The sequence below is a fragment of the Jujubicoccus corallicola genome (assembly GCF_047345645.1).
In the GTDB taxonomy this organism is placed as follows: Bacteria; Pseudomonadota; Alphaproteobacteria; order Rhodobacterales; family Rhodobacteraceae; genus JBLEFH01.
On sequence record NZ_JBLEFH010000001.1, the window covers coordinates 525444 to 548354 of the forward strand.

Genomic DNA, 22911 nt, shown 5'->3' on the forward strand with positions numbered 1-22911 from the left:
CCGCCGACTGAGAAAGGGCAACGATGCATAGCTATCTGGATTTCGAAAAAGGTCTCGCGGACATCGAAGGCAAGGCGGAAGAGCTGCGCGCGTCCGGCACGAAAGAGGGCGGCGCGGATATGCGCTCCGAGGCGAAAGCCCTTGATAAGAAAGCCGCAGCGCTGCTCAAGGATCTCTATGGCAAGCTGGATGCGTGGCAGAAAACGCAAGTTGCGCGTCACCCGCAGCGGCCGCATTGCAAGGATTATATCGACACGCTGTTTACGGAATTTACACCGCTGGCGGGTGATCGTGCATTTGGTGAGGACGACGCGGTCATGGGCGGGCTGGCGCGTCTGAACGACCGGCCGGTAATTGTGATCGGCCACGAGAAGGGCAGCGATACCAATTCGCGGCTGAAGCATAATTTCGGCATGGCGCGGCCGGAGGGCTACCGCAAAGCCGTGCGTCTGATGCAGATGGCGGACAAGTTTGGTCTGCCGGTGGTGACTCTTGTGGATACGGCGGGGGCCTATCCGGGCAAGGGGGCTGAGGAACGCGGGCAGTCGGAGGCCATTGCGCGCTCGACGGAGATGTGTCTGCGTGCCGGGGTGCCGTTTGTGTCGGTGATTATCGGTGAAGGCGGGTCCGGCGGGGCGGTGGCCTTCGCGACCGCGGATCATCTGATCATGCTGGAGCATTCGATCTATTCGGTGATCTCGCCCGAAGGTTGCGCGTCGATCTTGTGGAAGGATTCCAACAAGATGCGCGAAGCGGCGGAAGCGCTGAGGCTCACCGCGCAGGACCTCAAGAAGCTTGGCGTGGCTGACGAGATCGTTGATGAACCAGTGGGCGGCGCGCAGCGCGACCCGGAAGCGGCGATCAAGGCGGTTGGCACGGCGATTGAAGCGGCGCTCGACCGGCTTGAGGAGAAAAGCGGCGAGGAGCTGATCAAATCGCGCCGGAAGAAATATCTCGAAGTGGGGTCCAAGGGGCTCTAAATGCACCCGAATCCGATCTTTCGGAAGACTGACCAGCAGGCCGCTTTCGATTTTGCGGTGGCGCGCGGCTTTGGTCAGTTTGTCGGCGTGACCGACGGCGCGCCGGTGATTGCTGCGGCGCCGTTTGTCGCGGTGGATGGGGAGTTGGAAGCGCATCTCTTGCGCTCGAATCCGCTGCTGCGCGCGCTGCCGACGGATGTGACGTTGATTGTCAGTGGGCCGGACAGCTATGTCTCGCCGGACTGGTACGAGGTCGAGGATCAGGTGCCGACATGGAATTATGTCGCGGTGCATCTGCGCGGGCCGATGCGTGCGCTCGAGCCGCAAGATTTGCGCGCACATCTCGACCGTTTGTCCGAACGCTTCGAGGCGGAGCTTGCGCCGAAACCGATCTGGCGAACGGAGAAGATGACGCCCGAAGTGCTGGCAAAAATGATGCGGATGATCGTGCCGGTGCGGCTCACGGTTGAGTCTATCGACAGCACGTTCAAACTCTCGCAAAACAAGACTGATGAGGTACGTTTGCGGGCGGCGGATCAGATGGAAAAGGGCGCGCCGGGTCTCGATCCGCGCGCTGTGGCGGCGATGATGAAGGCGCTAAAGCAGAGCGTCTGACGCGGTTTCGATCCGCGTTTCGAGCTTCTCCATCAGTTCTTTCGCGGGCAGGCCGGCAGGCAGCGGTTCGAGAAACTCAATTACTGCCATACCGGGATATTTTGCCAAGCCGCTTTTCGGCCACATCACGCCCGCATTGGTCGCGACGGGGACCAGCGGCAGTTGCAACGCTTCATACATGTGGCTGACGCCGCGTTTGTAGGGGCGCACCTCGCCAACCGGGACGCGCGTACCTTGCGGATAGATGATGATCTGGCCGGGCAAACGGCGGTGGCGCGCGACGCCTTCCATCATCTTTTTCGTCCCATCCTTGCCGCGCACAATCGGCGCGCAGCCGATCCGCATCGCATATTGGCCGAGCGCGGGCAGATATTTGATGCTGTCTTTCATCACATATTTCGGCGCGGGCAGAGCGATCATGAGGAGCAAAATATCCATGAAGCTCTGATGTTTGGAGGCGATGATGACCTCGCCATCCGGGACCTCGCCCCGGATCTCGTAGCGGATGCCGCAAAGGACGCGCGCCATCCACATCGCCCAATGGGAGTAGCTTTTCATCACGCGGTAGGTAGCCGCGCGCGACCAGATGAGGAAGGGCAGCCCGAGGAGGCCCCAAAACGGCATGGCGCCGTAGATGATGATCTGGAAAAGCAGGCCGCGGAGGGTGTTCATTAACGTCTCCGAAGCAAGCTGCGTTTGGCCGCGAAACGGGTGGCGGCGAAGGCGATGGCGGCGATGAGGATGGGGACGAGGATCACGAGGAGCCAGTGCCAGCTCTGGAAGCCCAGCCCGGTCAAGACGCCGCCATCGGGGACCGGCGACGGGATCAGCAGGATGAGAACAACCGCGATGAGGCTGCCGACCGCTGCGCCGCTGAGGGCGCGCATGGTGTAGCGGCGGATGAAGGCTTTTGCGATGTAATCGTCGGTCGCGCCGATCAGTCGCAACACGTCGATCACCTGCGCATTAGCGGCGAGAGAGGCAGTCGCGGCGAGGGAAATGATCGCGCCGACCGTGCCCCAGATGAGAAGTAGCGAGAGCCAGCCGAGGCGGCGTAACCCATTGGCAGCGCTCACCAAAGGCGCGCGCCAGCGGCTGTGATCGTCAAAGACGGCATCGGGGGCTTCGGCCTCAAGGCGCAGTTTCAGCCCGGAGACGTCCGGGCCAACGCGTTCTTCCTCAATCTCGATCATGCGGGGGATCGGCAGGGCGTCGAGCGGCAGATCCTCGCCAAACCACGGGGCGAGCAGGTCTTTTTGGCGCGCTTCATCCATCACCTGCGCATCCGCGATACCGGGCGTCTCGCTCAGGAGCCGCAGCACGGTTTCGGTTTGCGCGTCGATCGTTTCGGCGGGCGCGTTGATGCGGATCGTCGCGGAGCGGGCCAACTCGTCGGACCATGTGCTGGCGAGCCGTCCCGCCGCGAGCGAGAGCGCCAGAACGAAGACGGCAATGAAGGCCATCGCGGCGGCGGAAATCAGGGTTGTCCATGCGGTGTGGCCGGTCGGCGGCACGGCGCGGTCTGCGGCTCGGTCGCCGATAAAGAGCGCCGCGAGCCGGGAGGAGCGCCCGCGAAAGGCATTGATTTCGCGCTTGATCACACTCATACGGACCCCGCCAGCTTCACATTGCCGCCATCGAGCCGCATAATCTGCACGTCTACGGCCTTTTGCGCGGCGCGGACCAGATTGAGATCATGGGTGGCGATCAGGATGGTTTTTCCCATGCGGTTGAGCTCGATCAGCAGGCCCAGCACTTTCATGCCCATTTCCCAGTCGATATTGCCGGTTGGCTCATCGGCAAGGATCAACTCCGGCCCGGCGATCACAGCGCGGGCGAGGGCCGCGCGTTGGAGTTCCCCGCCGGACAGCTCCTGCGGGAGAGCGTCGGCGCGGCCTTTGAGGCCGACCCAATTGATGAGATCCGTCAGATCCTTGAGATGCGCCGCCGGATCTTTGCCCGCGACCGTCAGCGGCAAGGCGATGTTTTCGGCAATGCTCAGATGGTCAAGAAATTCGGTGTCTTGCGTGACGACGCCAACCTTCCGGCGCAGATGCGCCACGTCATCGCGGCTCATCTCGCTGGCGTTTTGACCATAAAGAGATACGGTCCCTTTGGTCGGGGTCAGCGCCCGATAGCACAGGCGCAGAAAGGTCGTTTTGCCCGCGCCGGACGGGCCGGTCAGGAAGTAAAAACCGCCCGGCGTGATGTCGAGCGACAGGGCGGAGAAAATCTCTCCGCCGCCATAGCTGAACCCTGCACCGCGAAATGTGATCACATCGACCCCCTGATTTGCGCCTCGTTTTCCCCCAAAAGCCTCGCGCATACAAGGGGCGGTGCGCCGATATGGCAAAGCTTCACCGAGCAGTTAACAGCTCGTTTACCGCTGCGCCCTTGGCAGCTTGCGGGCGGCGCGGTAAGGAGTGATGCAAACGCAAGCGTTCATGCGAATGGAGCCCGAATGATCCTCACCTGCCCAAATTGCGAAGCGCGCTATGAGGTGGCCAACCATCTGATCCCGACTGAGGGGCGTAATGTTCAATGCGCATCTTGCGAGGATATCTGGTTTTTCCGTCCTGGCGCGGCGGTGCTCGGGCGGTCCGAGCCGGAGGAGCCGCGGCTTGAGGATTTGAGTGATGCGGAGGCAGAGTCGGTGGTTCTGACACCCGAGGACGCGGCACTTTCGGGGCATATCGACGCGGATGAGATCACCGAAGAGGAGGCGGAGGAAGAGGACTCCATTGATCCTGCGCTTCTGGGGGATCTCGATGATGAGGAAGAGGACGCAGAGGTTCTGGACGCGGAAGATGCGGACGAGGTTTCGGAAGATGACGCCAAGGATGAGGTGCCGGACACCGCGCCGATCTTTGCCAATCCGGCTGCGCCGACGTCGGGTGAGGTAGAGGAACCGGTCGCGGATTATGTGACCGACGACGAAGATGTCGTCGTCGCGCCGGTCGTCGCCATTCAGCCGGATCACCGACGCGCCACGCCGGTGAAGGCCGATGAAGCGCCCGAGCCGACGCCCGCGCCTGAAGCAGAACGAACAGACGCTTCGGAAGCCACAAATTTCCGCGCTTTTGGTGACGGGATGCGGCTCGTCGGGGCCATCGTCGTCGCGGCGCTGCTGATTTCACAATATCACGAGGCCATCGCGCGCAGCGTCCCGGCCCTTGCCGGCTTCGCGGAAGGCACGCATGAAGTTGTGCTCTCGCTCCGCCTCTTCGTGCAGGAGCGGCTCGGAGAATTATTCGGCGGCGGTCAGGGTTGATCGCGCCTCAAATGGTGGGAATTTAAGATGAAAATTACGATGATTGGCACGGGCTATGTCGGGCTCGTCTCCGGGGTGTGCTTCTCGGATTTCGGACATGATGTTGTTTGCGTTGACAAAAACGAGGGCAAGATCGAGTCGCTCAATCGCGGCGAAGTGCCGATTTACGAGCCGGGCCTTGATGTTCTGATGGACAAGAATGTGAAAGCGGGGCGGCTCTCTTTCACGACCGATATGAAAACCGCCGTGGCCGAGGCGGACGCAGTCTTCATCGCCGTGGGCACCCCGACCCGCCGCGGCGATGGCCACGCCGATCTCACCTTCGTCTATGCGGCGGCGGCGGAAATTGCAGGCTATCTCGATGGTTACACGGTGGTTGTGACGAAATCGACCGTGCCGGTTGGCACCAATCGCGAGGTTGAGCGCGTGATCCGCGCGGCGCGGCCCGACGCGGATTTCGACGTCGCCTCCAACCCCGAATTCCTGCGCGAAGGCGCGGCGATTGACGATTTCATGCGGCCCGACCGTGTGGTTGTTGGCGTCGAAAATGACCGCGCCAAAGCCGTGATGGCCGAAATTTATCGCCCGCTCTCGCTCCGCGACGCGCCGGTGGTTTATGCCGATCTCGAAAGCGCCGAGGTGATCAAATATGCCGCAAACGCTTTCCTTGCGATGAAGGTGACCTTCATCAACGAGATGGCCGCGCTCTGCGAAAAAGTCGGCGCGGATGTGCAGAAAGTGGCGAGCGGGATGGGTCTCGATGGCCGCATCGGGCCGAAATTTCTTCACGCCGGTCCCGGCTATGGCGGATCCTGTTTCCCCAAAGATACCAAAGCCTTGGCGCGGATTGGTCAGGATCATTCCAGCCCGATCCAGTTGGTTGAAACCGTGATCCGGGTCAATGAAGAACGTAAGCGCGCGATGATCGAAAAGATCGACGAGGCGCTTGGTTTCGAGATGTCCGGCAAGACCATCGCCGTGCTCGGCGTCACTTTTAAGCCCGACACAGACGACATGCGTGATGCCCCGGCGCTTACCATCGTGCCGGCGCTGGTCGGGGCGGGGGCGAGGGTGCGCGTGACCGATCCCGAGGGCAAAAAGGAAGGCGAGGCGCTGCTGCCGGGCGTGACATGGTCGGACAGCGCTTATGACGCGGCGAAGGACGCTGATGCGGTGATCGTCATGACCGAGTGGAACGCTTTCCGCGCGCTCGATCTGCCGCGACTGGCCGAGACGATGAACACGCCCGTGATGGTCGATCTGCGCAATGTCTATGGCCGCGCGCAGGCCGAAGGCGCGGGCTTCGCCTATAGCGGCGTAGGCCGGTAATGACGCGGGTGATCGCCATCGCGTCGGGCGGCGGGCATTGGCAGCAGATGCTGGAAATGCGCCCCGCCTACGAGGATTGCGACGTGCTTTACCTCACCACGCTCGATGGGTTGCCGCAGCAGGCGGGCCTTGAACGCTTTGACATCATTCGCGATTGCAACCGCAACGAGCCGGTAAATGTCGCCCGCACGGCGGCGCGGCTCATGCGGATTATCCGGCGCGAGAAGCCCGACGTGATCCTTTCCACCGGCGCTTTGCCCGGCGTGATGGCGCTCGGGATCGGCAAACTCTTTGGCGCGCGGACCATCTGGGTCGACAGTGTCGCGAATGCCGAAGAGCTCTCCATGTCTGGCAAACTCGCGCGCCGGGTCGCGGATCTTTGGCTGAGCCAGTGGCCCGATGTCGCGAAGCAATCGGGCGCGGACTATGCGGGGTCGATCCTGTGATTTTCGCGACGGTCGGCACGCAGCTTCCTTTCCCGCGTCTGATGGACGCGCTGGACGCCATTGCCGCGCGCCACGGCATCGAGATTTTTGCGCAGACCGGGTACGGCGGCTACGTCGCCAAACATATGGAGACCGCCGCGAGCCTTGATCCGGCGACGTTCAGCGAGAAGGTCGCGGCGGCGCGGCTCATCGTCGGTCATGCGGGGATGGGTACGATCCTGACGGCGCGCAAGGCGCAGAAACCGGCGATCCTCATGCCGCGCATCGCAGCGAAAGGCGAGCATCGTAACGAGCATCAGCGGGCGACGGCAGCGCAGATGCAGGGCGTACCGGGATATTATATTGCGGAGGATGCGGCGGCTCTTGAGGCGCTGATCTTGCGCGGCGATCTTGTCCCGGCGGGGGAGCAAGAGAGCCCGGCCCGCCAGCAATTAATCGCACGTCTCCGGGAGTTTATCGCAGCGGGTTAAAGCACGCCGACGGAGACTTCCATCTGTTCACGCTGCCCGGCCCAATTGCGTTCAGCGCGCAGGACAATGTCCTCTTTCATTAGCTCGCGCGCGTAAGCGCTCTCCTGTCCTTTAGGGACGTAGACGAGGACAATCGGCCAGCCATTTTCTGACAGCGTGCGGCCAATCGAGACCTCTGGATAGCGGGCGATCACCGGCGCGAGGTCGTCCACATCGCTGCCTTCTTCGAGGAAGAGCAACAGGTCGCCGTCAATTGCGACGCGCTGATATTCCGCCTCCGGGAAGGGCATCGCGGCGATCTTTTCCGGCGTCGGGCCGCAGGCGAACAGCGGAAGGGCGGCGGCGAGACAAAGATAACGGATCATGAAGGATCTCCCGTTAAGCGGCGGTATCACATCTTTCGTAGCATTGGCGCGCCGCGCTGTCCCGCAGCTTTTTCGCCTCTCTTGGCACCGCGCGCTGCGCCGCGTAATCTGCGGCCCATGACCAGTGCCAGCGATCCCCGATTCATCCATCTCCGCGTCCATTCCGCCTATTCGCTGCTCGAAGGGGCGGTGCAAATTGGCGATCTGTTGAGTCTTGCGCAGGGCGATGAGATGCCTGCTGTGGCATTAACGGATACGAACAACCTCTTTGCTGGGCTGGAATTTTCGGAAAAGGCCGCAAAGGCCGGGGTGCAGCCGATCATCGGTTGTCAGGTCGCGCTGCGTTATTTGGAGGCCGCGCCCGGTGAGCAGCCGACGCCGCCTGCGCCCGTTGTGCTTTTGGCGCAAAATCAGGAGGGTTATCTGAGCCTTCTCAAGCTGAATTCGAAGCTGCATCTGCGCGGCGATCACCAGTTCGCGCATGTGACCTTGGCTGATTTGGAGACCTATGCGGCGGGGGTGATTTGCCTCTCGGGCGGTGCGCTCGGGCCTGCCGGATTGCTGATGCAGTCGGGCAAATGGGATGCGGCAGAGCGGCTCCTCCTCGATCTGGCGCGGATTTTCCCGCAGCGGTTTTATATGGAATTGCAGCGCCATGGCGGCGAGTCGGTCCGCACGGATGCCGAGGCCGCGACCGAGCCGGAATTCATCCGCATCGCCTATGAGCATGAGTTGCCCTTGGTCGCGACCAATGAGGTCTATTTCCCGAAACGGGAGGCGTTCGAGGCCCATGACGCGCTGATTTGTATTTCTGATGGCGCCTATGTCGATCAGGCCGCGCCGCGCCGCCAACTCACGCCGGAGCATTATTTCAAGTCGCAAGCCGAGATGTGCACGCTCTTTAGCGATCTGCCGGAGGCGGTTGAGAACACGGTGGAAATCGCCAAGCGCTGCGCTTTCCGCGTCCGCACCCATGACCCGATTCTGCCGCGCTTTGCCGATGACGAGGTGGAGGAATTGCGGCGGCAGTCTTTCGAAGGTCTGAAAGAGAGACTGGCCGAGATACCCCACGCGGTGCCAGTTGAGGAATATGAAAAGCGGCTCGAATTTGAGCTTGGGATCATCGAACAGATGGGCTTTCCCGGCTACTTCCTGATCGTTGCGGACTTCATCAAATGGGCGCGGACGAATGATGTGCCGGTCGGGCCGGGGCGGGGGTCCGGTGCAGGCTCGCTGGTGGCTTATGCGTTGACGATTACCGACCTCGATCCGCTGCGGTTTTCGCTGCTGTTCGAGCGGTTTCTCAACCCCGAACGTGTGTCCATGCCGGATTTCGACATCGATTTTTGCCGCGACAATCGCGAGCGGGTCATCGAATATGTGCAGAAGAAATATGGCGCGGAGAAGGTGGCGCAGATCATCACCTTCGGCGCGATGGCGTCGAAGATGGCTGTGCAGGATATCGGCCGGGTGATGGAGTTGCCGTTCCCCGTGCGCGACCGGCTGTCGAAGCTGATCCCGATGGATGGGGTGAAGCCGGTGAGTCTCGAAAAAGCGCTCGCGGAGGAGCCGCGTCTGCGGGATGAGGCCAAGGCGGATGAGCGTGTCGACCGGATGCTGACCTATGCGCAGCAGGTGGAGGGGCTGTTTCGAAATGCGTCGACCCACGCCGCGGGGGTCGTGATCGGGGACCGGCCGCTGGACGAGCTGGTGCCGCTTTACCGTGAAGCCGGTGCGGAAGAGGGCGACATGCCCGCGACGCAGTTCAACATGAAATGGGTTGAGCAGGCCGGGCTGGTGAAATTCGACTTTCTGGGCCTCAAGACGCTGACGGTTATTAAGGGTGCGGAAGCGATCATTAATGAAGGTCGCCAAGAAGATGATTGGGTGATCGCCGAGAAGCTGCCCTTCGACGATGAAAAGACCTATGAGCTTTACGCCTCGGCCAAGACGGTGGCGGTGTTTCAAGTGGAATCGGCGGGGATGCAGGACGCACTCCGGCAGATGAAGCCGACCTGTATCGAGGATATTATTGCGCTTGTGGCGCTGTATCGCCCCGGTCCGATGGAAAATATTCCGACATATTGCCGTGTGAAGAACGGTTTGGAGAAGCGCGCGACCCTGCATCCGTCGATTGACCATATTCTCGAAGAGACGCAGGGCATCATCGTTTACCAAGAGCAGGTGATGCAGATCGCGCAGGAGATGGCGGGCTACACGCTTGGCGGCGCGGATCTTTTGCGGCGGGCCATGGGCAAGAAGATCAAGGAGGCGATGGACGCGGAGCGGCCAAAATTCCTTGAAGGGTCGGCCAAGAACGGGGTCGACAAGAACAAGGCGCTCGAAGTCTGGAACCTGTTGGAAAAATTCGCGAATTACGGCTTCAACAAGTCCCACGCCGCCGCCTATGCGGTGGTGAGTTATCAGACCGCCTGGCTCAAGGCGAATTATCCGGCGCCCTTCATGGCCTCGGTGATGAACTGCGATATTCATCTCACGGATAAGCTGAAAATTTACAAACAGGAGGTGGACCGGCTCGGGATCGAGGTGGTGCCGCCTTGTGTGAACCGCTCGGAGCCGATGTTCTCGGTGAAAGACGGCAAGATCGTTTACGGTCTGGCGGGTCTTAAGAATGTCGGGCTGGAGGTGATGCGGCAACTGGTGGCGGCACGTGGTGACAAGCCCTTCCAGACGCTCACGGAATTTGCGGAACGTGTGGATCTGAAACGGATTGGGAAGCGCTCGCTGGAGACGCTGGCGCGGGCCGGGGCGTTCGATCAGCTGGATGCGAACCGCCGGAAAGTCGTCGAGAGCGTGGATGCGCTGGTGGCCCATTCGGCGGCTGTCATTGAGGAGCAATCTTCGGCGCAGAGCTCGCTCTTTGGCGGCGGATCGGTGCAACTCCCGCCACCGCGCCTCCCGCAACCGGAGGATTGGATGCCGACGGAGCGTTTGGCGGCGGAGCAGCAGGCGGTTGGCTATTATCTCTCGGGGCATCCGCTGGAAGACTATGCCGGGCCGCTCAAGCGCAAGGGGATCAAGGAATATGCGTCGCTTTCGGCGCAGGCGCGCAGCGGCAAAAGCGCGGTGCAGATTGCGGGGACGCTGGCGGGTATCCAGATCCGCAAATCGGCCAAAGGGAATCGATTTGCATTTGCGCAGTTCTCGGATCCGACGGGGCTTTATGAGGTCACGATTTTTTCGGAACCGCTGGAGCAATTCCAGAACCTGCTGACGGCTGGTCGCAACCTGGTGCTGACCGTTGAGGTCGAGCAGGAGGGCGATCAGATCAAGATGCTGCTCCGCGCCGTGCAACCGGTGGAAGAAGCCGTCGCGGGGGTCGCCATGACGGGCCTGCGGGTGCATCTGTCGGATGCGGGCGCGCTGCCGAGCCTGCGGACGCGGCTCTCGGCGCATGACGCGCGGACGCGCGGGCCGGTGGAGTTGATTGTGGATTGTCCGGATGCGCCGATCTCGGGCGCGGTCGAAATTCGCCTGCCGGGGGAGTATCCGGTCACGCCGGAAATTCGCGGCGCGATCAAGCATATTGCCGGGGTCGCCAAAGTAGAAGAATTCTAAAAACTTTTCAGGACCCCCTTAACATGCGGAAAATGCTACCTAGGTGGAGTCGAAACGAAAGGAGGCTCCCATGCCTGTTAAAGGACTTTCTGACAACGCGCTGAAAACCAGCATCGACACTCTGAACTCGCGTCTCGCCGATATGGTGGCGCTGAAATTGGCTATTAAACAAGCCCACTGGAATGTTGAGGGCGCAGGGTTTATCGCCTTTCATGAACTGCTCGACGAGGTTTACACCCGCGCGGAAGACCATTCGGATGAGATCGCCGAACGTGTGCAGATCCTCGGCGGTGTCGCCAAGGGCCGGGCCGAAGATGCGGTGGATGCCAGCGTTGTGAAGACCTATCCGACCGATCTGAAATCCGTGAAGGATCACGCCAAGGCGCTGTCCGAGCGCTATGCCGATCTTGGCGAAGCGGTGCGCAAGGATATCGACAGCGTTTCGGAAGCCGGTGACGAAGGCACGACCGATCTGCTGACCGGCGTGTCGCGTACGCTCGACAAAGATCTGTGGTTCATTGAGAGCCACATCAAGTAAGTCGATTAACGGCCTGATCTGAGATCAATAATGTGGGGGCGGCGTATCATCCGATGCGCCGCTCGCTTCATTTGAGGCGGCATGTTCCATCAAGAGCTGCACCCGGCGTTCCAGCTTTTCCAGCCGCAAACCCTGCTCATAGACGAGCGCGGACAGCTCTTCGGTGAGCCGTTCCAGATGCGCATTGCGGGTTTCGAGATCGGTCAGATCGCTCATTTTTGCTGCCTTTTGCGGGTGTGAAAGCCAGTTTACGCCTGTCGCGAGGCAGAAACAATCCGGTCGAATCAAGGAATTAAAATTTTTCAGGAACGCATTGGCATGTCGTCCGTTGGTGTGGGGCGGGGAGCGATACCCGCCGGGACGTGGTGGGCCCGGCATGATGGGTGTGGTGGTCGTTTCCCGCACATTTTGACAACGGGAGACCCCAAATGTCTGAAGAAAAATTCTGGAACGAACTCAAAGATGTGCGTGCCGCAATGCTGGGCATTGGTGACGCGCGCCATGTGCCGATGTCGCCTTATGCGGACAAGGAAACGGGCAAGATCTGGTTCATCACGGCGCAGGGCACGGACCTCGTGCAGGCGACCGAGAGCGGCGCGAGCGATGCGTCGCTGATCGTGACTGGCTCGGGCGATCTGCATGCGCGGATTGAGGGCAAGGCGGCTCTTAGCCAAGACCGCGCCAAGCTCGAAGAGCTGTGGAACGCCATCGCTTCGTCCTGGTTTGACGACATTAACGATCCGGATATTCGCCTGATCGAGGTCACGCCGACGGAGGCGGAGGTCTGGGCGACGGGTGGCAATCTCGGGTTCCTCTATGAGATCGCGAAATCCAAGGTCACTGGCGACAAGCCCGATATGGGTGATCACTTCACGCTGACCTTCTGATTTTGCCGGGAGGAGACGCCGCTGTTTTTCAGGGTATTTGCTTGCCGCGCCGACCCTTGGCGCGCTAGATGAACCCATGATGGACGGCTTCTCCTCCCGCGATCTTCGTGATGCTTTGGGCCAGTTTGCGACGGGCGTGACCGTGGTCACGACGCAGACGCCGGACGGCCCCCTTGGCATGACGGTCAACAGCTTTGCGGCGGTCTCGCTTGAGCCGCCGCTGGTGCTTTGGTCGCCTGCGCGTGCGTCCGACCGTTTCGAGAGTTTCGAGGCGGCCAGCCATTTCGCGATCCATGTTCTCGGGCGTCATCAGGAGCATCTGGCCGTTGGTTTCGCGCAGTCCGGGCATGAGCCTTTCGCCGCGTTGGAGACTCGCCCCGGCCTTGGCGACGTGCCGATCCTCGATGGGTGCTGCGCGCGGTTCGAATGTGTCCACGCTGCGCAGTATGAGGGCGGCGATCATCTGATCATGGTGGGCGAGGTCAAAAGGCTCGAAATCGGGACCGCGCCGCCGCTGATCTTCCATCGCGGGGCATTTGGCGCATTGCCGGACGCTTAAAGCTGCGTTAGCAAGGCGCCAAAAGAGGACGCCATGGCCAAGGACAAGCAAAAGAAGCCGCGCCGCCCCAAGGCGGAGACGGCGAAAGGATTTCGCGACTATTTCGGCGCAGAGCTGATCGCCCGGCAGGAGATGCTGAACCGGATTGCCGAGGTGTATCGGCTTTACGGTTTCGATCCGCTGGAAAGCCCGGCGGTCGAGACGGTCGAGGCGCTTGGCAAGTTTCTCCCCGATGTGGACCGGCCCAATGAGGGTGTGTTTGCCTGGCAGGACGAGGACGAAAGCTGGATGGCGCTGCGCTACGATCTGACCGCGCCGCTCGCCCGCGTTTATGCCGAACATCGCAACGATTTGCCGACGCCCTATCGCCGCTACGCCATGGGGCCGGTCTGGCGCAATGAGAAGCCGGGGCCGGGGCGGTTCCGTCAGTTTTATCAATGCGATGCGGACACGGTCGGCGCGGCGTCGATTGCGGCGGATGCGGAGTGCTGCGTGATGCTGTGTGCGGCGCTGGAAGCGGCCGGTATTGCGCGGGGGGATTATGTGGTCCGGGTCAACAATCGCAAGGTTCTCAACGGAGTGATGGAGGTCGTCGGCCTGCTCGATCCCGCCGCGCCGGATGCGCATGAGGCGGAGCGCGGGATCGTGCTGCGCGCGGTCGACAAGCTGGACCGGTTGGGCGAAACCGGTGTGCGGGCGCTTCTTGGCGAAGGCCGTAAGGATGACAGCGGCGACTACACCAAGGGCGCGGGTCTCACCGAAGCACAGGCAGATGTGGTCATGGGCTTTGTCTCGGCGCGGCGCGGCAACAATGCGGCGACCTGCGACCGGCTTGCGGAACTGGTTGCGGAGAGCGAGGTGGGGCAAGAGGGCGTGGCTGAACTGCGCCAGATGGCGGAGATTTTTGGCGCCAGCGAGACCGGCGAGATTGTCATCGACCCCTCGGTTGTGCGCGGCTTGGGCTATTACACCGGGCCGGTGTTCGAGGCCGAGCTGACCTTTGAAATTCTCGATGACAAAGGCCGGAAGCGGCAATTCGGCTCGGTCGCCGGTGGCGGGCGTTACGACGATCTGGTGATGCGCTTCACGGGTCAGAAAGTGCCCGCGACGGGCGTGTCCATCGGTGTGGACCGCCTGCTGGCCGCGCTTGAGGCGCGCCGCGCAGCGAAGATCGCAAGCGACGGGCCGGTGGTTGTGACGGTTATGGATAAGGGCCGCATCGCCGACTATCAGGCGATGGTGGCGGAACTCCGCGCCGCAGGCATCCGGTCGGAGCTTTTCATGGGCGGCGGCAATTTCGGCAAGCAGCTCAAATATGCCGATGCGCGCAATGCGCCGGTGGCGGTGATTTGCGGCTCTGACGAGTTCGATCAGGGGATCGTGCAACTCAAGGATCTTGCGCTCGGCAAGGCGCTCGCCGCCGAGATCGAGAGCAATGAGGAATGGAAATCGCAGCCTGCGCAGATCGAGGTGAATCGCGCCGATCTCGTCGATGAAGTGCAGAAAATGATGGCACGGGCGCGATGAGCCAGACGCGGGCGGAAGCACTCGGCGGTCAGATTTTGGCGCAATTCGAGGCGGCAGGCGCGGCGCGCGTGGCGCCCGAGGCGCTGCAACCGGCGGATTTGCTGCTCGATCTTTATGGCGAGGATATTCGCGCCCGCGCTTTCGTCACCCATGATCCGGTTGATGGCGAGTTGATGCTGCGGCCCGATTTCACCGTGCCGGTCGTCCAGTCGCATATGGCGCATGGGGCGGAGGCGGGGCGCTATTGCTATCTCGGCCCGGTTTGGCGGCGGCAGGATCTGCGCAGCACGCGGCCTCGCGAGACGCTTCAGGTCGGGATCGAAATGCTGGGCGATGCGGACAGCCCGTCGGCCGATGCCGCCCTTTTCGCGTTGCTGTCCGAGGTGTTAGGGCGCGCGCCGCTCACGCCTATCATCGGCGATATGGGGATCCTGCTCGCGGCGATTGACGGGCTGGACGCGGGCGACGCGCTGAAAGCGGCGCTGCGGCGGCATTTGTGGCGGCCCGCGCGCTTCCGCCGATTGCTGGAGCGGTTTTCCAAGCCAGAGCAGATTTCAGAGACCCGGCAAGCACTCTTCGATGCGCTGGAGGCGGGGACGCTCTACGGCGCGCTGTCGCGGCACCGGGCCGTTGGTCTGCGCTCAGCGGAGGACATTGCGGCGCGCGTGCGGTTGCTCAAGGAGGAAACCGAGCGCCCGCGTCTTCCGGCGCGGCAGGTCGCCATTTTGGGCGAGCTTCTGTCGCTGGCCGGTCCCGTGTCGGAGGTGATGGCGCGGCTGCGGGAACTGGCTGAGGAAATGCACGCGCTGGCGCCTGCGGTGGACCGCGCGGAAGACCGCAATGCGGCGCTTGAGGCGGCGGGCGTCGAGACCCAGAGTTTGCGCTTCGAACTCAGCTTTGGCCGCACGACGCTGGAATATTATGACGGCTTTGTCTTTGGATTCCTTGCTGATGACCCGGCCCTCGCCCCGATTGCAAGCGGTGGGCGCTACGACGCCCTGACTGGCTTTCTCGGGGATCCGCCGATCCCGGCGCTCGGCGCGATTATCCGCCCCGAAACCCTTGCGGAGGTGTTACCATGAGCGCGTTGAAACTGGGCGTGCCGAGCAAGGGCCGACTTCAGGCGGACACGATGGCCTGGTTTGCGGCGCGCGGCGTGACGCTGGAGCGCACCGGGTCCGACCGCGAATATGCCGGGGCCGTTGCCGGGGTGGACGATGTGGAACTGGTGCTGCTGTCGGCGGGGGAAATTCCGCGCGAACTGGCGGCGGGCCGTATCCATCTAGGCGTGACGGGGCAGGATCTCGTTGCCGAAAAACTTGGCGGGATCGGCACGCAGGAATTGGCGGAAATGGGGTTTGGGTTTGCCGATCTCATCCTCGCCGTGCCGGTGCTGTGGGAGGATGTCGAAACGCTCGATGATTTCGACGCCGTGGCCGCTCGGTTCCGCGCCGAGCATGGGCTGCGCCTCAGGATTGCGACGAAATATCATAACCTTGTGCGCGCGCATCTCGCGGCGGCGGAGGTTGCGGACTATCAGATCGTCGACAGTCAGGGCGCGACCGAGGGGACGGTGAAGAACCTCACCGCCGAGGCAATTGCGGATATTACCTCTTCGGGCGAGACGCTGCGGGCGAACCATCTCAAGGGGATTGGCGAGCCGATTTTGCGCTCTCAGGCGACGCTGTTTTTAAGCGAAACCGCCGAGTGGAGTGATGCGGCGCGCAAGGCGCTGGCGGAGCTTGGCGCGCGCTGCGGGTTTGACGCGAAACTTTAGAGAATCCCGAGCTCGGCCAGACCCTTTTGCAGCTCCGGCGGCAATTCGTCCTCACTCTCATCGTAGCCGCCGAGGTCCGGCGGGCTATCCGCCGGTTTGAGATAACGCCAACCTTGGAACGGGCGTTTCAGCGTCGGCGCGACGCGGACGATCTCCGGGTCCAGCACCATTTTGCAACGGGCGATTCCATCCGTACCGACCACTTCGACGAGATCAATGATCTGTTGACGCGCGAGAATCGAGCCCTTGATGACCCAGAAGAGCGAGCCGCCATTCAGCACTTCTTCGCGTCTTTTCGGGAACATGCGGGTGGTGTGACTGACCTCGCCGCGCCCCGATTGATAACGGGCGAGATCCGCGATGCTCTCGGCACCGACGCAGAGTTTGACGATATTCATCATGTGTTAAATGTAGCGGCGCTCACGGGCGACGCAAGAGCGGCTGACCCTGTTTGAACGCGGCAGCGAGCGCGTCATCGGCCCCATAAGGCGCATTGACGAGAGCGAGGCCGGAGCCGGTCATGCCCGCGCCGCCTTTGAGATCGAACGCGACTTCATCGACATGCGGGCGAAGCGGTTTCAAGCCGTCCAGCAAGTCCTGATGCCGGGCGGCGGGCAGGATGGGATACCAGATCAAGACAACCGCTTCGGGCCATTTCTTGATGAGTTTGCGTGTGAAGTCCGCGGCTTCGGCATATTCGCTCTTCACCTCATAGGACGGATCGACCAAGACGAGGCCTTTGCGTGGCTTCGGCGGGGACAGCGCGAGGACGCCTTCATAGCCGTCGCGATGGTGAATTTCTGCGCCCGTGATAGTTCGGCGAAGGGCTTTGATTTCGGCGGGGTGGAGTTCCATCAGCCGCAGAACATCCTGCTCCCGGAGCAAAAGCTGGGCGAGGAGGGGGGAGCCGAAGTAAGCGGTTTCGCCCTTGTCCGCCCGCAGGCGCGCCAGCGCATCGGCAAACGCGCCTGTTTTAGGGGAATGCGCCAGAATCCCTTCCGCCGCTTCACCCGTTTTCGCCGTCTCATCTGCCGACAGGTCATAAAGCCCACGCCCGGAATGGGTCTCAAAATAACTGATCCCGCGCGGTTTGCGCGTGAGCAGGCTCAACAGTTCGGCCAGCGCGAGATGTTTGTGAAGATCCGCCGGGCCGCCCGCGTGATAAGCATGTTGATAGGACAGCATCCGGCTGTCATACCCGGCCCATGGCAAAGCGCAAGAGTGCGAAACGCCTTGACTCCCCGAGCGACCAATTCTATACGCGCGCATCTTTGGTGCTTGTGGCCCTCGCGAGGGGATGCCTGTCACCCGATGCGATTCTGCATTTGGGAAAGGAAAGTGCCTTTCATTTGGTGAAAGGAGTCAGCCGTGAGCAAACGCACGTCTGCCAAGTATAAAATCGACCGCCGCATGGGCGAAAACATCTGGGGCCGCCCGAAATCGCCGGTGAACCGCCGCGAATACGGTCCGGGCCAGCATGGTCAGCGCCGCAAGGGCAAACTCTCCGACTTCGGTATTCAGCTGCGCGCAAAGCAGAAGCTGAAGGGTTACTATGGTGACCTGACCGAGAAGCAGTTCCGCCGCATCTACGCCGAAGCCGAGCGCCGCAAGGGCGACACCGGTGAAAACCTGATCGGCCTGCTGGAGCGTCGCCTGGACGCTGTTGTCTACCGTGCGAAATTCGTGCCGACCGTGTTCGCAGCGCGTCAGTTCGTGAACCACGGCCATGTGCGCGTGAACGGCAAGAAAGTGAACATCCCCTCCTATCAGGTGAAAGAAGGCGATGTGATCGAAGTTCGTAACCGTTCCAAGCAGCTCGCGATCGTTCTTGAAGCGATCCAGCTCGCCGAACGTGACGTTCCCGAATATATCGACGTGGACACCAACAAGCTGACCGCCACTTTCGTGCGGACGCCGGGTCTGTCGGATGTGCCCTATCCGGTGCAGATGGAACCGAACCTCGTGGTCGAATTCTACGCGCAGAACTAATCTGCGCCGATCCACCAGATCGAAAGCCGCGCCTTCGGGGGCGGCTTTCTTATTAGGTAGCGCGTCTTCGGGGAACGCGCGGCGCGTGGCTGCGTTGGTTTAACGCGCGGTACGGTTCCCCAAGTCGCGCCGCCTCTGCTCTCTTCTGCGCCGTGGCGTTTTTTCGTGAATTTCTAGCTGCAACACCCTGTCGCTCAAGCGATTTCGCGCGCGCCGGGAGGTGGAGGTCCGATGACAATTTCTCTCGATATCAAGCTCGATTACACCTTGCCGGAGCCGACGACGATCCTGCTGATGATCGAGGCGGCGGATTATGCCGGGCAGAAAGTTGTGTCGTCGGACATCGAGGGTTTGGACGGTGCGGAGCCGCGCGCCCCTGCGAGCGGCGTGGGTCTCGCGCAGTTGGTCGAGCGAGGCGCGCGTCTCGATGTGCGCTACCGGGCGGAGGTCGCGGTGACGCGGACGACGGCGGATCTGACGCAACTCGCCGCGCTCTCGATCCGGGATTTGCCGGAGGATGTGCTGCCCTATCTGCTCCCGTCGCGCTACTGCCAGTCCGACCAGCTTGGCACGCTGACGCAGAACAAATTCGGCGGGTTTGACGGGGGTGAGAAAATCCTCGCCATCCGCGACTGGATCGCCGCGAATATCGCTTATGTTTCAGGCGCGAGTACTGGCACAACCACGGCGCTCGACAGCTATATTTCCCGCCAAGGGGTCTGCCGCGACTACGCCCATCTGATGATCGCGCTGGCCCGCGCGGCCGACATCCCGGCCCGCATGGTCAGCGTCTACGGGCCCGATGTGGACCCGCCCGATTTCCACGCCGTCGCCGAGGTGTATCTGCAAGGCGGCTGGCATCTCGTGGACGCAACCGGCATGGCGACGCCCGACGAAATGGTCGTCGTGACCACCGGTCGCGACGCGGCGGATATTGCGTTTATGACGAGTTTCGGCGTGGCGGAGTTGGTGGAGCAGAGTGTGGGTGTGCGCCGCAGCTAGAGAAGCAGCGCCACCACGACCGGCGTGATCAGCGCGGTCAGAAGCGCGCCGAGGCCCATGCCGATGCTGGCGAAGGCGCCGGCGGCTTCGTTTTCCTGCAAGGCTTTGGCGGTGCCGATCCCGCCGGCGATGGTGCCGAGGGAGAAACCGCGGCTTTGTGGGTCTGTCATGCCGAGCGCGGAGAGGAGCGGCGGGCCGAGCATCGCGCCGACGATGCCGACGAGGATCACGAAAACCGCCGTAAGCGTCGCCGAGCCGCCGATGATTTCGGCGACGGGCATCGCGACGGGCGACGTGGCGGATTTCGGGACGAGCGAGAGGGTCGAGACGAGGTCCACCCCCATCCATTTCGCGATCAAGAGGCCGCTCACGGCGCTGAATGTGCTGCCGACCGTGAGTGCGACGGCCATCGGAATGAGCGCGCGGCGGATGAGGTCGCGGTGCAGGTAGAGCGGCAGGGCGAGGGCGACGGTGGCGGGGCCGAGCAGGAAGTGAATGAACTGCGCGCCGTCGAAATAGGTGTCGTAATCGGTTCCGGTGAGCGGGAGCATCACGCCGATGAGGACGATGGAGATCAGCACAGGGTTCACGAGGGGTGAGTGTTTCGCTTTGCGGTGCAGCCATTCGCCGAGCGCGAAAGTGGCGAGGGTTGCGGTGATCCAGAAGAGGGGCGAGGCGAGCAGGCCGGTCCAGAATTCACTCATCCTCGGCCTCCAGCGCGACGCCCATGAGGTTCGCGACCCATTTATAGGTGAGCGCGGTGAGGGCGATGGACACCACGGTGCTGCCGATCAGCACAGCGGCGATACCTGCGCCGCTGGCCGCGATGGTGCCCAGATAGGTGACGACGCCGACGCCTGCGGGCACGAAGAGGAGCGAGAGAACGGAGAGCAGGCCGCGCGCGGTTGGTAGGACCGTCGGGACGATGGCAGGGCGGGCAAAGACCAGGGCCAGCATCAGCAGCATCCCCAGCACGGGGCCGGGGATGAAGGGGAGGGCAAGATGCGACAGCACCTCGCCCAGAAGTTGCAGGAACAGAATGATAAGAAGGGCTTGGATCATGAGGCCTCCGCGTTCGGGGTGAGCCTAGCGGGGGCCTCGCGCGTGATCCAGCGCCTTATTCGGTTCCGGCGAATTGCGCCTCAAGTTCCTCACGCCGCGCATCGTCGATCTTGGCGAAAAGATTGTCCGGGGTGGTGAAGGCGTGGCTGGGGGCAAGACGCTCCAGCGCGGCCTTCACGTCGCCGGGCCAGTCGCGCGCGGTGATGTTGAGGGCCGTCAGCAGAGCCTCCGACGCATCGGGGATGAAGGGCGCGGAAATCTCGGCATAAAGGCGGATGAGGTTGAGCGCGAAACGGATCTGCGCGGCGGCCTGCTCCGGGTCTTCCTTGAACACGGCCCAGGGGGCGGCCTCTTGCAGATACTCGTTGCCCGCGACCCAGATGGCGCGCAACTCGGTCGCCGCCTTGCGGAACTCGATCGCGTCCATATGGCCTTCATAGGCGCGCAGACGTTTCTCGATTTCCGCCGTCACTGCGGCTTCGCGTTCGCCGTAAGTGCCGCCTGCGGGCACCTCTTCGCCGAATTTCGAGCGGCAGAATTTCGTGACGCGCGAGACGAAATTGCCGAGCACATCCGCGAGCGAGCGATTGATGCCAAGCTGGAAACTTTCCCATGTGAAATCTGCATCGTCGCTTTCCGGCGCATTGGCGAGCAGCCACCAGCGCCAGTAATCGGCGGGGAAGAGGTCGAGCGCCTGATCCATGAAGACGCCGCGGCCCTGCGAGGTGGAGAATTTCCCGCCTTCATAAAGTAACCAGTTGAGTGACTTGATGTAATCGACCAGCTTCCACGGCTCGCCGGACCCCATGATGGTCGCCGGGAAGGTGAGCGTGTGGAAGGGGACGTTGTCCTTGCCCATGACCTGCACGTAACGGATATCCTCGGCGCCTTTGTCGGTGCGCCACCAGCTCATCCATTCGTCTTCGGATTTGCCATTGGCCTCGGCCCATTCGGCGGTCGCGGCGATATATTCGATCGGCGCGTCGAACCAGACATAGAACACCTTGCCTTCCAGCCCCGGCCAATCCTCACTGCCCTTCTTGACCGGGATGCCCCAGTCGAGATCGCGGGTGATGCCGCGATCCTGAAGCCCGTCGCCATCATTGAGCCATTTCTTGGCGATGGAGGTGGTCAGGATCGGCCAGTCTTTTTTCGATTCGATCCAGTCCGCGATCTGTTGGCGCATTTTCGACTGGGTGAGGAAGAGGTGTTTGGTCTGGCGTTCCTCAAGGTTCGTTGCGCCGGAGATGGCCGAACGCGGGTCAATGAGATCGGTCGGGTCGAGCTGCTTGGTGCAATTCTCGCACTGATCGCCGCGCGCCTTGTCGTAACCGCAATTGGGGCAGGTGCCTTCGATATAGCGGTCGGGCAGGAAGCGGCCATCCTCGGGCGAATAAATCTGCGTCTCCATCACCTCTTCGATCATGCCGTTTTCGGCCAGCTTTCCAGCGAAATGCTGGGTCAGGCGATGATTCTGCGGGCTGGAGGAGCGGCCGAAATGGTCGAAGGAGAGGCGGAACCCGTCGGCGATCTCCTTCTGCTTCACCCACATCTGGCGGCAGAATTCCTCGACCGGCAGCCCGGCTTTTTTCGCGCCAAGCTCGGCGGGCGTGCCATGCTCATCGGTCGCGCAGATAAACAGCACCTCATGGCCGCGTCCGCGCAGATAGCGGGCATAGGCGTCGGAGGGAAGTTGGCTCCCGACGAGATTGCCGAGATGTTTCACACCGTTGATATAGGGCAGGGCCGAGGTCACCAGATAGCGGGCCATGGGGTCTCCATTCATCTTTTCGGGCCTTTTAGGCGATCGACGCCGCGCTGGAAAGCCGCGCCGGACATTTAATGTTGCGTTTTTGCCGTGCGATCATTATGTGAACGCCGATGTAACCCCAAGGACCACCGGGTCCAACCACGACCAAGAGGATTTGGCAATGGCGAAGGAAAAGTTTGAGCGTAATAAGCCGCATGTGAACATCGGCACGATTGGTCACGTTGACCACGGGAAGACGACGCTGACGGCGGCGATCACGAAGTATTTCGGTGACTTCCGTGCCTATGACCAGATCGACGGCGCGCCGGAAGAGAAAGCCCGCGGGATCACCATCTCGACGGCCCACGTGGAGTATGAGACGGAGAACCGTCACTACGCACACGTCGATTGCCCCGGCCACGCTGACTATGTGAAGAACATGATCACCGGTGCAGCCCAGATGGATGGCGGCATTCTGGTTGTGAACGCGGCTGACGGCCCGATGCCGCAGACCCGCGAACACATCCTGCTGGCCCGTCAGGTCGGCGTGCCCGGCCTCGTCGTGTTCCTGAACAAAGTCGATCAGGTGGACGATGAAGAGCTTCTCGAGCTCGTCGAAATGGAAGTCCGCGAGCTTCTGAACGAGTATGAGTTCCCGGGCGACGATATTCCGATCATCGCAGGCTCGGCTCTGGCCGCTATGGAAGGCCGCGACCCCGAGATCGGCGAGAACAAGATCCGCGAACTGATGGCGGCTGTGGATGA

General features: G+C 62.0%; 26 protein-coding genes. 16 read left to right on the forward strand and 10 right to left on the reverse strand.

Annotated elements, in window-relative coordinates:
- Nucleotides 1-23: 23 nt before the first annotated feature.
- Together ACMA5I_RS02620 and ACMA5I_RS02625 are read left to right on the forward strand one after the other, a co-directional pair.
- Nucleotides 24-980, forward strand: coding sequence for an acetyl-CoA carboxylase carboxyltransferase subunit alpha (locus ACMA5I_RS02620; protein WP_525884670.1), 957 nt, complete (start codon nt 24-26; stop codon nt 978-980).
- A complete protein-coding gene (locus tag ACMA5I_RS02625) occupies nt 981-1595 on the forward strand; it encodes an FMN-binding negative transcriptional regulator (protein WP_525884671.1) in 615 nt (204 codons plus the stop codon).
- On the opposite strand, the gene ACMA5I_RS02630 is transcribed toward ACMA5I_RS02625, so the two are convergent.
- The 3 genes from ACMA5I_RS02630 to ACMA5I_RS02640 are packed head-to-tail and all read right to left on the reverse strand — an operon-like array spanning nt 1578 to nt 3873.
- Nucleotides 1578-2267, reverse strand: a complete 690-nt coding sequence (locus ACMA5I_RS02630; protein WP_525884672.1) for a lysophospholipid acyltransferase family protein — start codon at nt 2265-2267, stop codon at nt 1578-1580. The two genes, ACMA5I_RS02625 and ACMA5I_RS02630, sit on opposite strands and share 18 nt — an antisense overlap.
- Complete coding sequence (locus ACMA5I_RS02635; RefSeq protein ID WP_525884673.1) at nt 2267-3202, reverse strand: cell division protein FtsX; 936 nt, start codon at nt 3200-3202, stop codon at nt 2267-2269. The genes ACMA5I_RS02630 and ACMA5I_RS02635 overlap by 1 nt, the downstream gene beginning before the upstream one ends.
- Entirely contained in the window at nt 3199-3873 is a 675-nt protein-coding gene (locus ACMA5I_RS02640) for a cell division ATP-binding protein FtsE (RefSeq protein ID WP_525884674.1), read from the reverse strand. Before ACMA5I_RS02640 ends, ACMA5I_RS02635 begins: the two co-directional genes overlap by 4 nt.
- A 183-nt stretch (nt 3874-4056) precedes the next feature.
- Between ACMA5I_RS02640 and ACMA5I_RS02645 the strand changes: the two genes are divergently transcribed.
- Genes ACMA5I_RS02645 through ACMA5I_RS02660 form a run of 4 tightly spaced genes read left to right on the forward strand, consistent with a single transcriptional unit; the run spans nt 4057 to nt 7111 of the window.
- Complete coding sequence (locus ACMA5I_RS02645) at nt 4057-4866, forward strand: zinc-ribbon domain-containing protein (protein WP_525884675.1); 810 nt, start codon at nt 4057-4059, stop codon at nt 4864-4866.
- Nucleotides 4867-4893: 27 nt separating this feature from the next.
- Nucleotides 4894-6195 (forward strand): UDP-glucose dehydrogenase family protein, encoded by a 1302-nt coding sequence (locus ACMA5I_RS02650; RefSeq protein ID WP_525884676.1) that lies wholly within the window; start codon nt 4894-4896, stop codon nt 6193-6195.
- Complete coding sequence (locus tag ACMA5I_RS02655; RefSeq protein ID WP_525884677.1) at nt 6195-6641, forward strand: UDP-N-acetylglucosamine--LPS N-acetylglucosamine transferase; 447 nt, start codon at nt 6195-6197, stop codon at nt 6639-6641. Before ACMA5I_RS02650 ends, ACMA5I_RS02655 begins: the two co-directional genes overlap by 1 nt.
- Complete coding sequence (locus ACMA5I_RS02660) at nt 6638-7111, forward strand: glycosyltransferase (protein ID WP_525884678.1); 474 nt, start codon at nt 6638-6640, stop codon at nt 7109-7111. The genes ACMA5I_RS02655 and ACMA5I_RS02660 overlap by 4 nt, the downstream gene beginning before the upstream one ends.
- On the opposite strand, the gene ACMA5I_RS02665 is transcribed toward ACMA5I_RS02660, so the two are convergent.
- Complete coding sequence (locus ACMA5I_RS02665; RefSeq protein ID WP_525884679.1) at nt 7108-7476, reverse strand: hypothetical protein; 369 nt, start codon at nt 7474-7476, stop codon at nt 7108-7110. The genes ACMA5I_RS02660 and ACMA5I_RS02665 overlap by 4 nt on opposite strands.
- 117 nt (nt 7477-7593) lie before the next feature.
- Between ACMA5I_RS02665 and dnaE the strand changes: the two genes are divergently transcribed.
- The gene (dnaE, locus tag ACMA5I_RS02670; RefSeq protein ID WP_525884680.1) at nt 7594-11055 is read left to right on the forward strand and encodes a DNA polymerase III subunit alpha; all 3462 of its coding nucleotides are present in this window, start codon (nt 7594-7596) and stop codon (nt 11053-11055) included.
- A 70-nt stretch (nt 11056-11125) separates the two neighbouring features.
- Nucleotides 11126-11593 carry a DNA starvation/stationary phase protection protein Dps gene (gene dps / locus ACMA5I_RS02675; protein ID WP_525884681.1) on the forward strand — a complete coding sequence of 156 codons (468 nt, stop codon included), beginning with the start codon at nt 11126-11128 and terminating at the stop codon, nt 11591-11593.
- Nucleotides 11594-11617: 24 nt separating this feature from the next.
- Here the strand turns inward: dps and ACMA5I_RS02680 are convergent, their stop codons facing one another.
- Nucleotides 11618-11809 (reverse strand): SlyX family protein, encoded by a 192-nt coding sequence (locus ACMA5I_RS02680; protein ID WP_525884682.1) that lies wholly within the window; start codon nt 11807-11809, stop codon nt 11618-11620.
- A gap of 212 nt (nt 11810-12021) precedes the next feature.
- On the opposite strand from ACMA5I_RS02680, the gene ACMA5I_RS02685 reads away from it, so the two are divergent.
- The 5 genes from ACMA5I_RS02685 (at nt 12022) to hisG (ending at nt 16343) form a co-directional block, all read left to right on the forward strand.
- Nucleotides 12022-12480 (forward strand): pyridoxamine 5'-phosphate oxidase family protein, encoded by a 459-nt coding sequence (locus ACMA5I_RS02685; protein ID WP_525884683.1) that lies wholly within the window; start codon nt 12022-12024, stop codon nt 12478-12480.
- 76 nt (nt 12481-12556) lie between these two features.
- Nucleotides 12557-13039 carry a flavin reductase family protein gene (locus ACMA5I_RS02690; protein ID WP_525884684.1) on the forward strand — a complete coding sequence of 161 codons (483 nt, stop codon included), beginning with the start codon at nt 12557-12559 and terminating at the stop codon, nt 13037-13039.
- A 33-nt stretch (nt 13040-13072) separates the two neighbouring features.
- The gene (gene hisS, locus ACMA5I_RS02695) at nt 13073-14566 is read left to right on the forward strand and encodes a histidine--tRNA ligase (protein WP_525884685.1); all 1494 of its coding nucleotides are present in this window, start codon (nt 13073-13075) and stop codon (nt 14564-14566) included.
- Nucleotides 14563-15648 (forward strand): ATP phosphoribosyltransferase regulatory subunit, encoded by a 1086-nt coding sequence (locus ACMA5I_RS02700; RefSeq protein WP_525884686.1) that lies wholly within the window; start codon nt 14563-14565, stop codon nt 15646-15648. The genes hisS and ACMA5I_RS02700 overlap by 4 nt, the downstream gene beginning before the upstream one ends.
- Nucleotides 15645-16343 (forward strand): ATP phosphoribosyltransferase, encoded by a 699-nt coding sequence (gene hisG / locus ACMA5I_RS02705; RefSeq protein WP_525884687.1) that lies wholly within the window; start codon nt 15645-15647, stop codon nt 16341-16343. The genes ACMA5I_RS02700 and hisG overlap by 4 nt, the downstream gene beginning before the upstream one ends.
- On the opposite strand, the gene ACMA5I_RS02710 is transcribed toward hisG, so the two are convergent.
- Nucleotides 16340-16744, reverse strand: coding sequence for a DUF1489 family protein (locus tag ACMA5I_RS02710; protein ID WP_525884688.1), 405 nt, complete (start codon nt 16742-16744; stop codon nt 16340-16342). The two genes, hisG and ACMA5I_RS02710, sit on opposite strands and share 4 nt — an antisense overlap.
- A gap of 19 nt (nt 16745-16763) precedes the next feature.
- Nucleotides 16764-17528, reverse strand: coding sequence for a 23S rRNA (adenine(2030)-N(6))-methyltransferase RlmJ (gene rlmJ, locus ACMA5I_RS02715; protein ID WP_525884689.1), 765 nt, complete (start codon nt 17526-17528; stop codon nt 16764-16766).
- A 183-nt stretch (nt 17529-17711) separates the two neighbouring features.
- Between rlmJ and rpsD the strand changes: the two genes are divergently transcribed.
- Both rpsD and ACMA5I_RS02725 read left to right on the forward strand, forming a co-directional pair.
- Nucleotides 17712-18332 (forward strand): 30S ribosomal protein S4, encoded by a 621-nt coding sequence (rpsD, locus tag ACMA5I_RS02720; RefSeq protein ID WP_525884690.1) that lies wholly within the window; start codon nt 17712-17714, stop codon nt 18330-18332.
- Nucleotides 18333-18563: 231 nt separating this feature from the next.
- Nucleotides 18564-19334, forward strand: coding sequence for a transglutaminase-like domain-containing protein (locus ACMA5I_RS02725; protein ID WP_525884691.1), 771 nt, complete (start codon nt 18564-18566; stop codon nt 19332-19334).
- Here the strand turns inward: ACMA5I_RS02725 and ACMA5I_RS02730 are convergent.
- From ACMA5I_RS02730 to metG, 3 genes are read right to left on the reverse strand one after another with little or no spacing between them, the layout of a single operon-like run.
- On the reverse strand, nt 19331-20038 hold the full coding sequence (locus ACMA5I_RS02730) for an LrgB family protein (RefSeq protein WP_525884692.1): 708 nt from the start codon (nt 20036-20038) through the stop codon (nt 19331-19333). The genes ACMA5I_RS02725 and ACMA5I_RS02730 overlap by 4 nt on opposite strands.
- On the reverse strand, nt 20031-20396 hold the full coding sequence (locus ACMA5I_RS02735; RefSeq protein WP_525884693.1) for a CidA/LrgA family protein: 366 nt from the start codon (nt 20394-20396) through the stop codon (nt 20031-20033). Before ACMA5I_RS02735 ends, ACMA5I_RS02730 begins: the two co-directional genes overlap by 8 nt.
- Before the next feature lie 55 nt (nt 20397-20451).
- On the reverse strand, nt 20452-22167 hold the full coding sequence (metG, locus tag ACMA5I_RS02740) for a methionine--tRNA ligase (RefSeq protein ID WP_525884694.1): 1716 nt from the start codon (nt 22165-22167) through the stop codon (nt 20452-20454).
- A gap of 160 nt (nt 22168-22327) precedes the next feature.
- Here metG and ACMA5I_RS02745 point away from each other — a divergent pair.
- A partial coding sequence (locus ACMA5I_RS02745; RefSeq protein ID WP_525884695.1) for a GTP-binding protein occupies nt 22328-22911 on the forward strand: 584 nt, incomplete at its 3' end.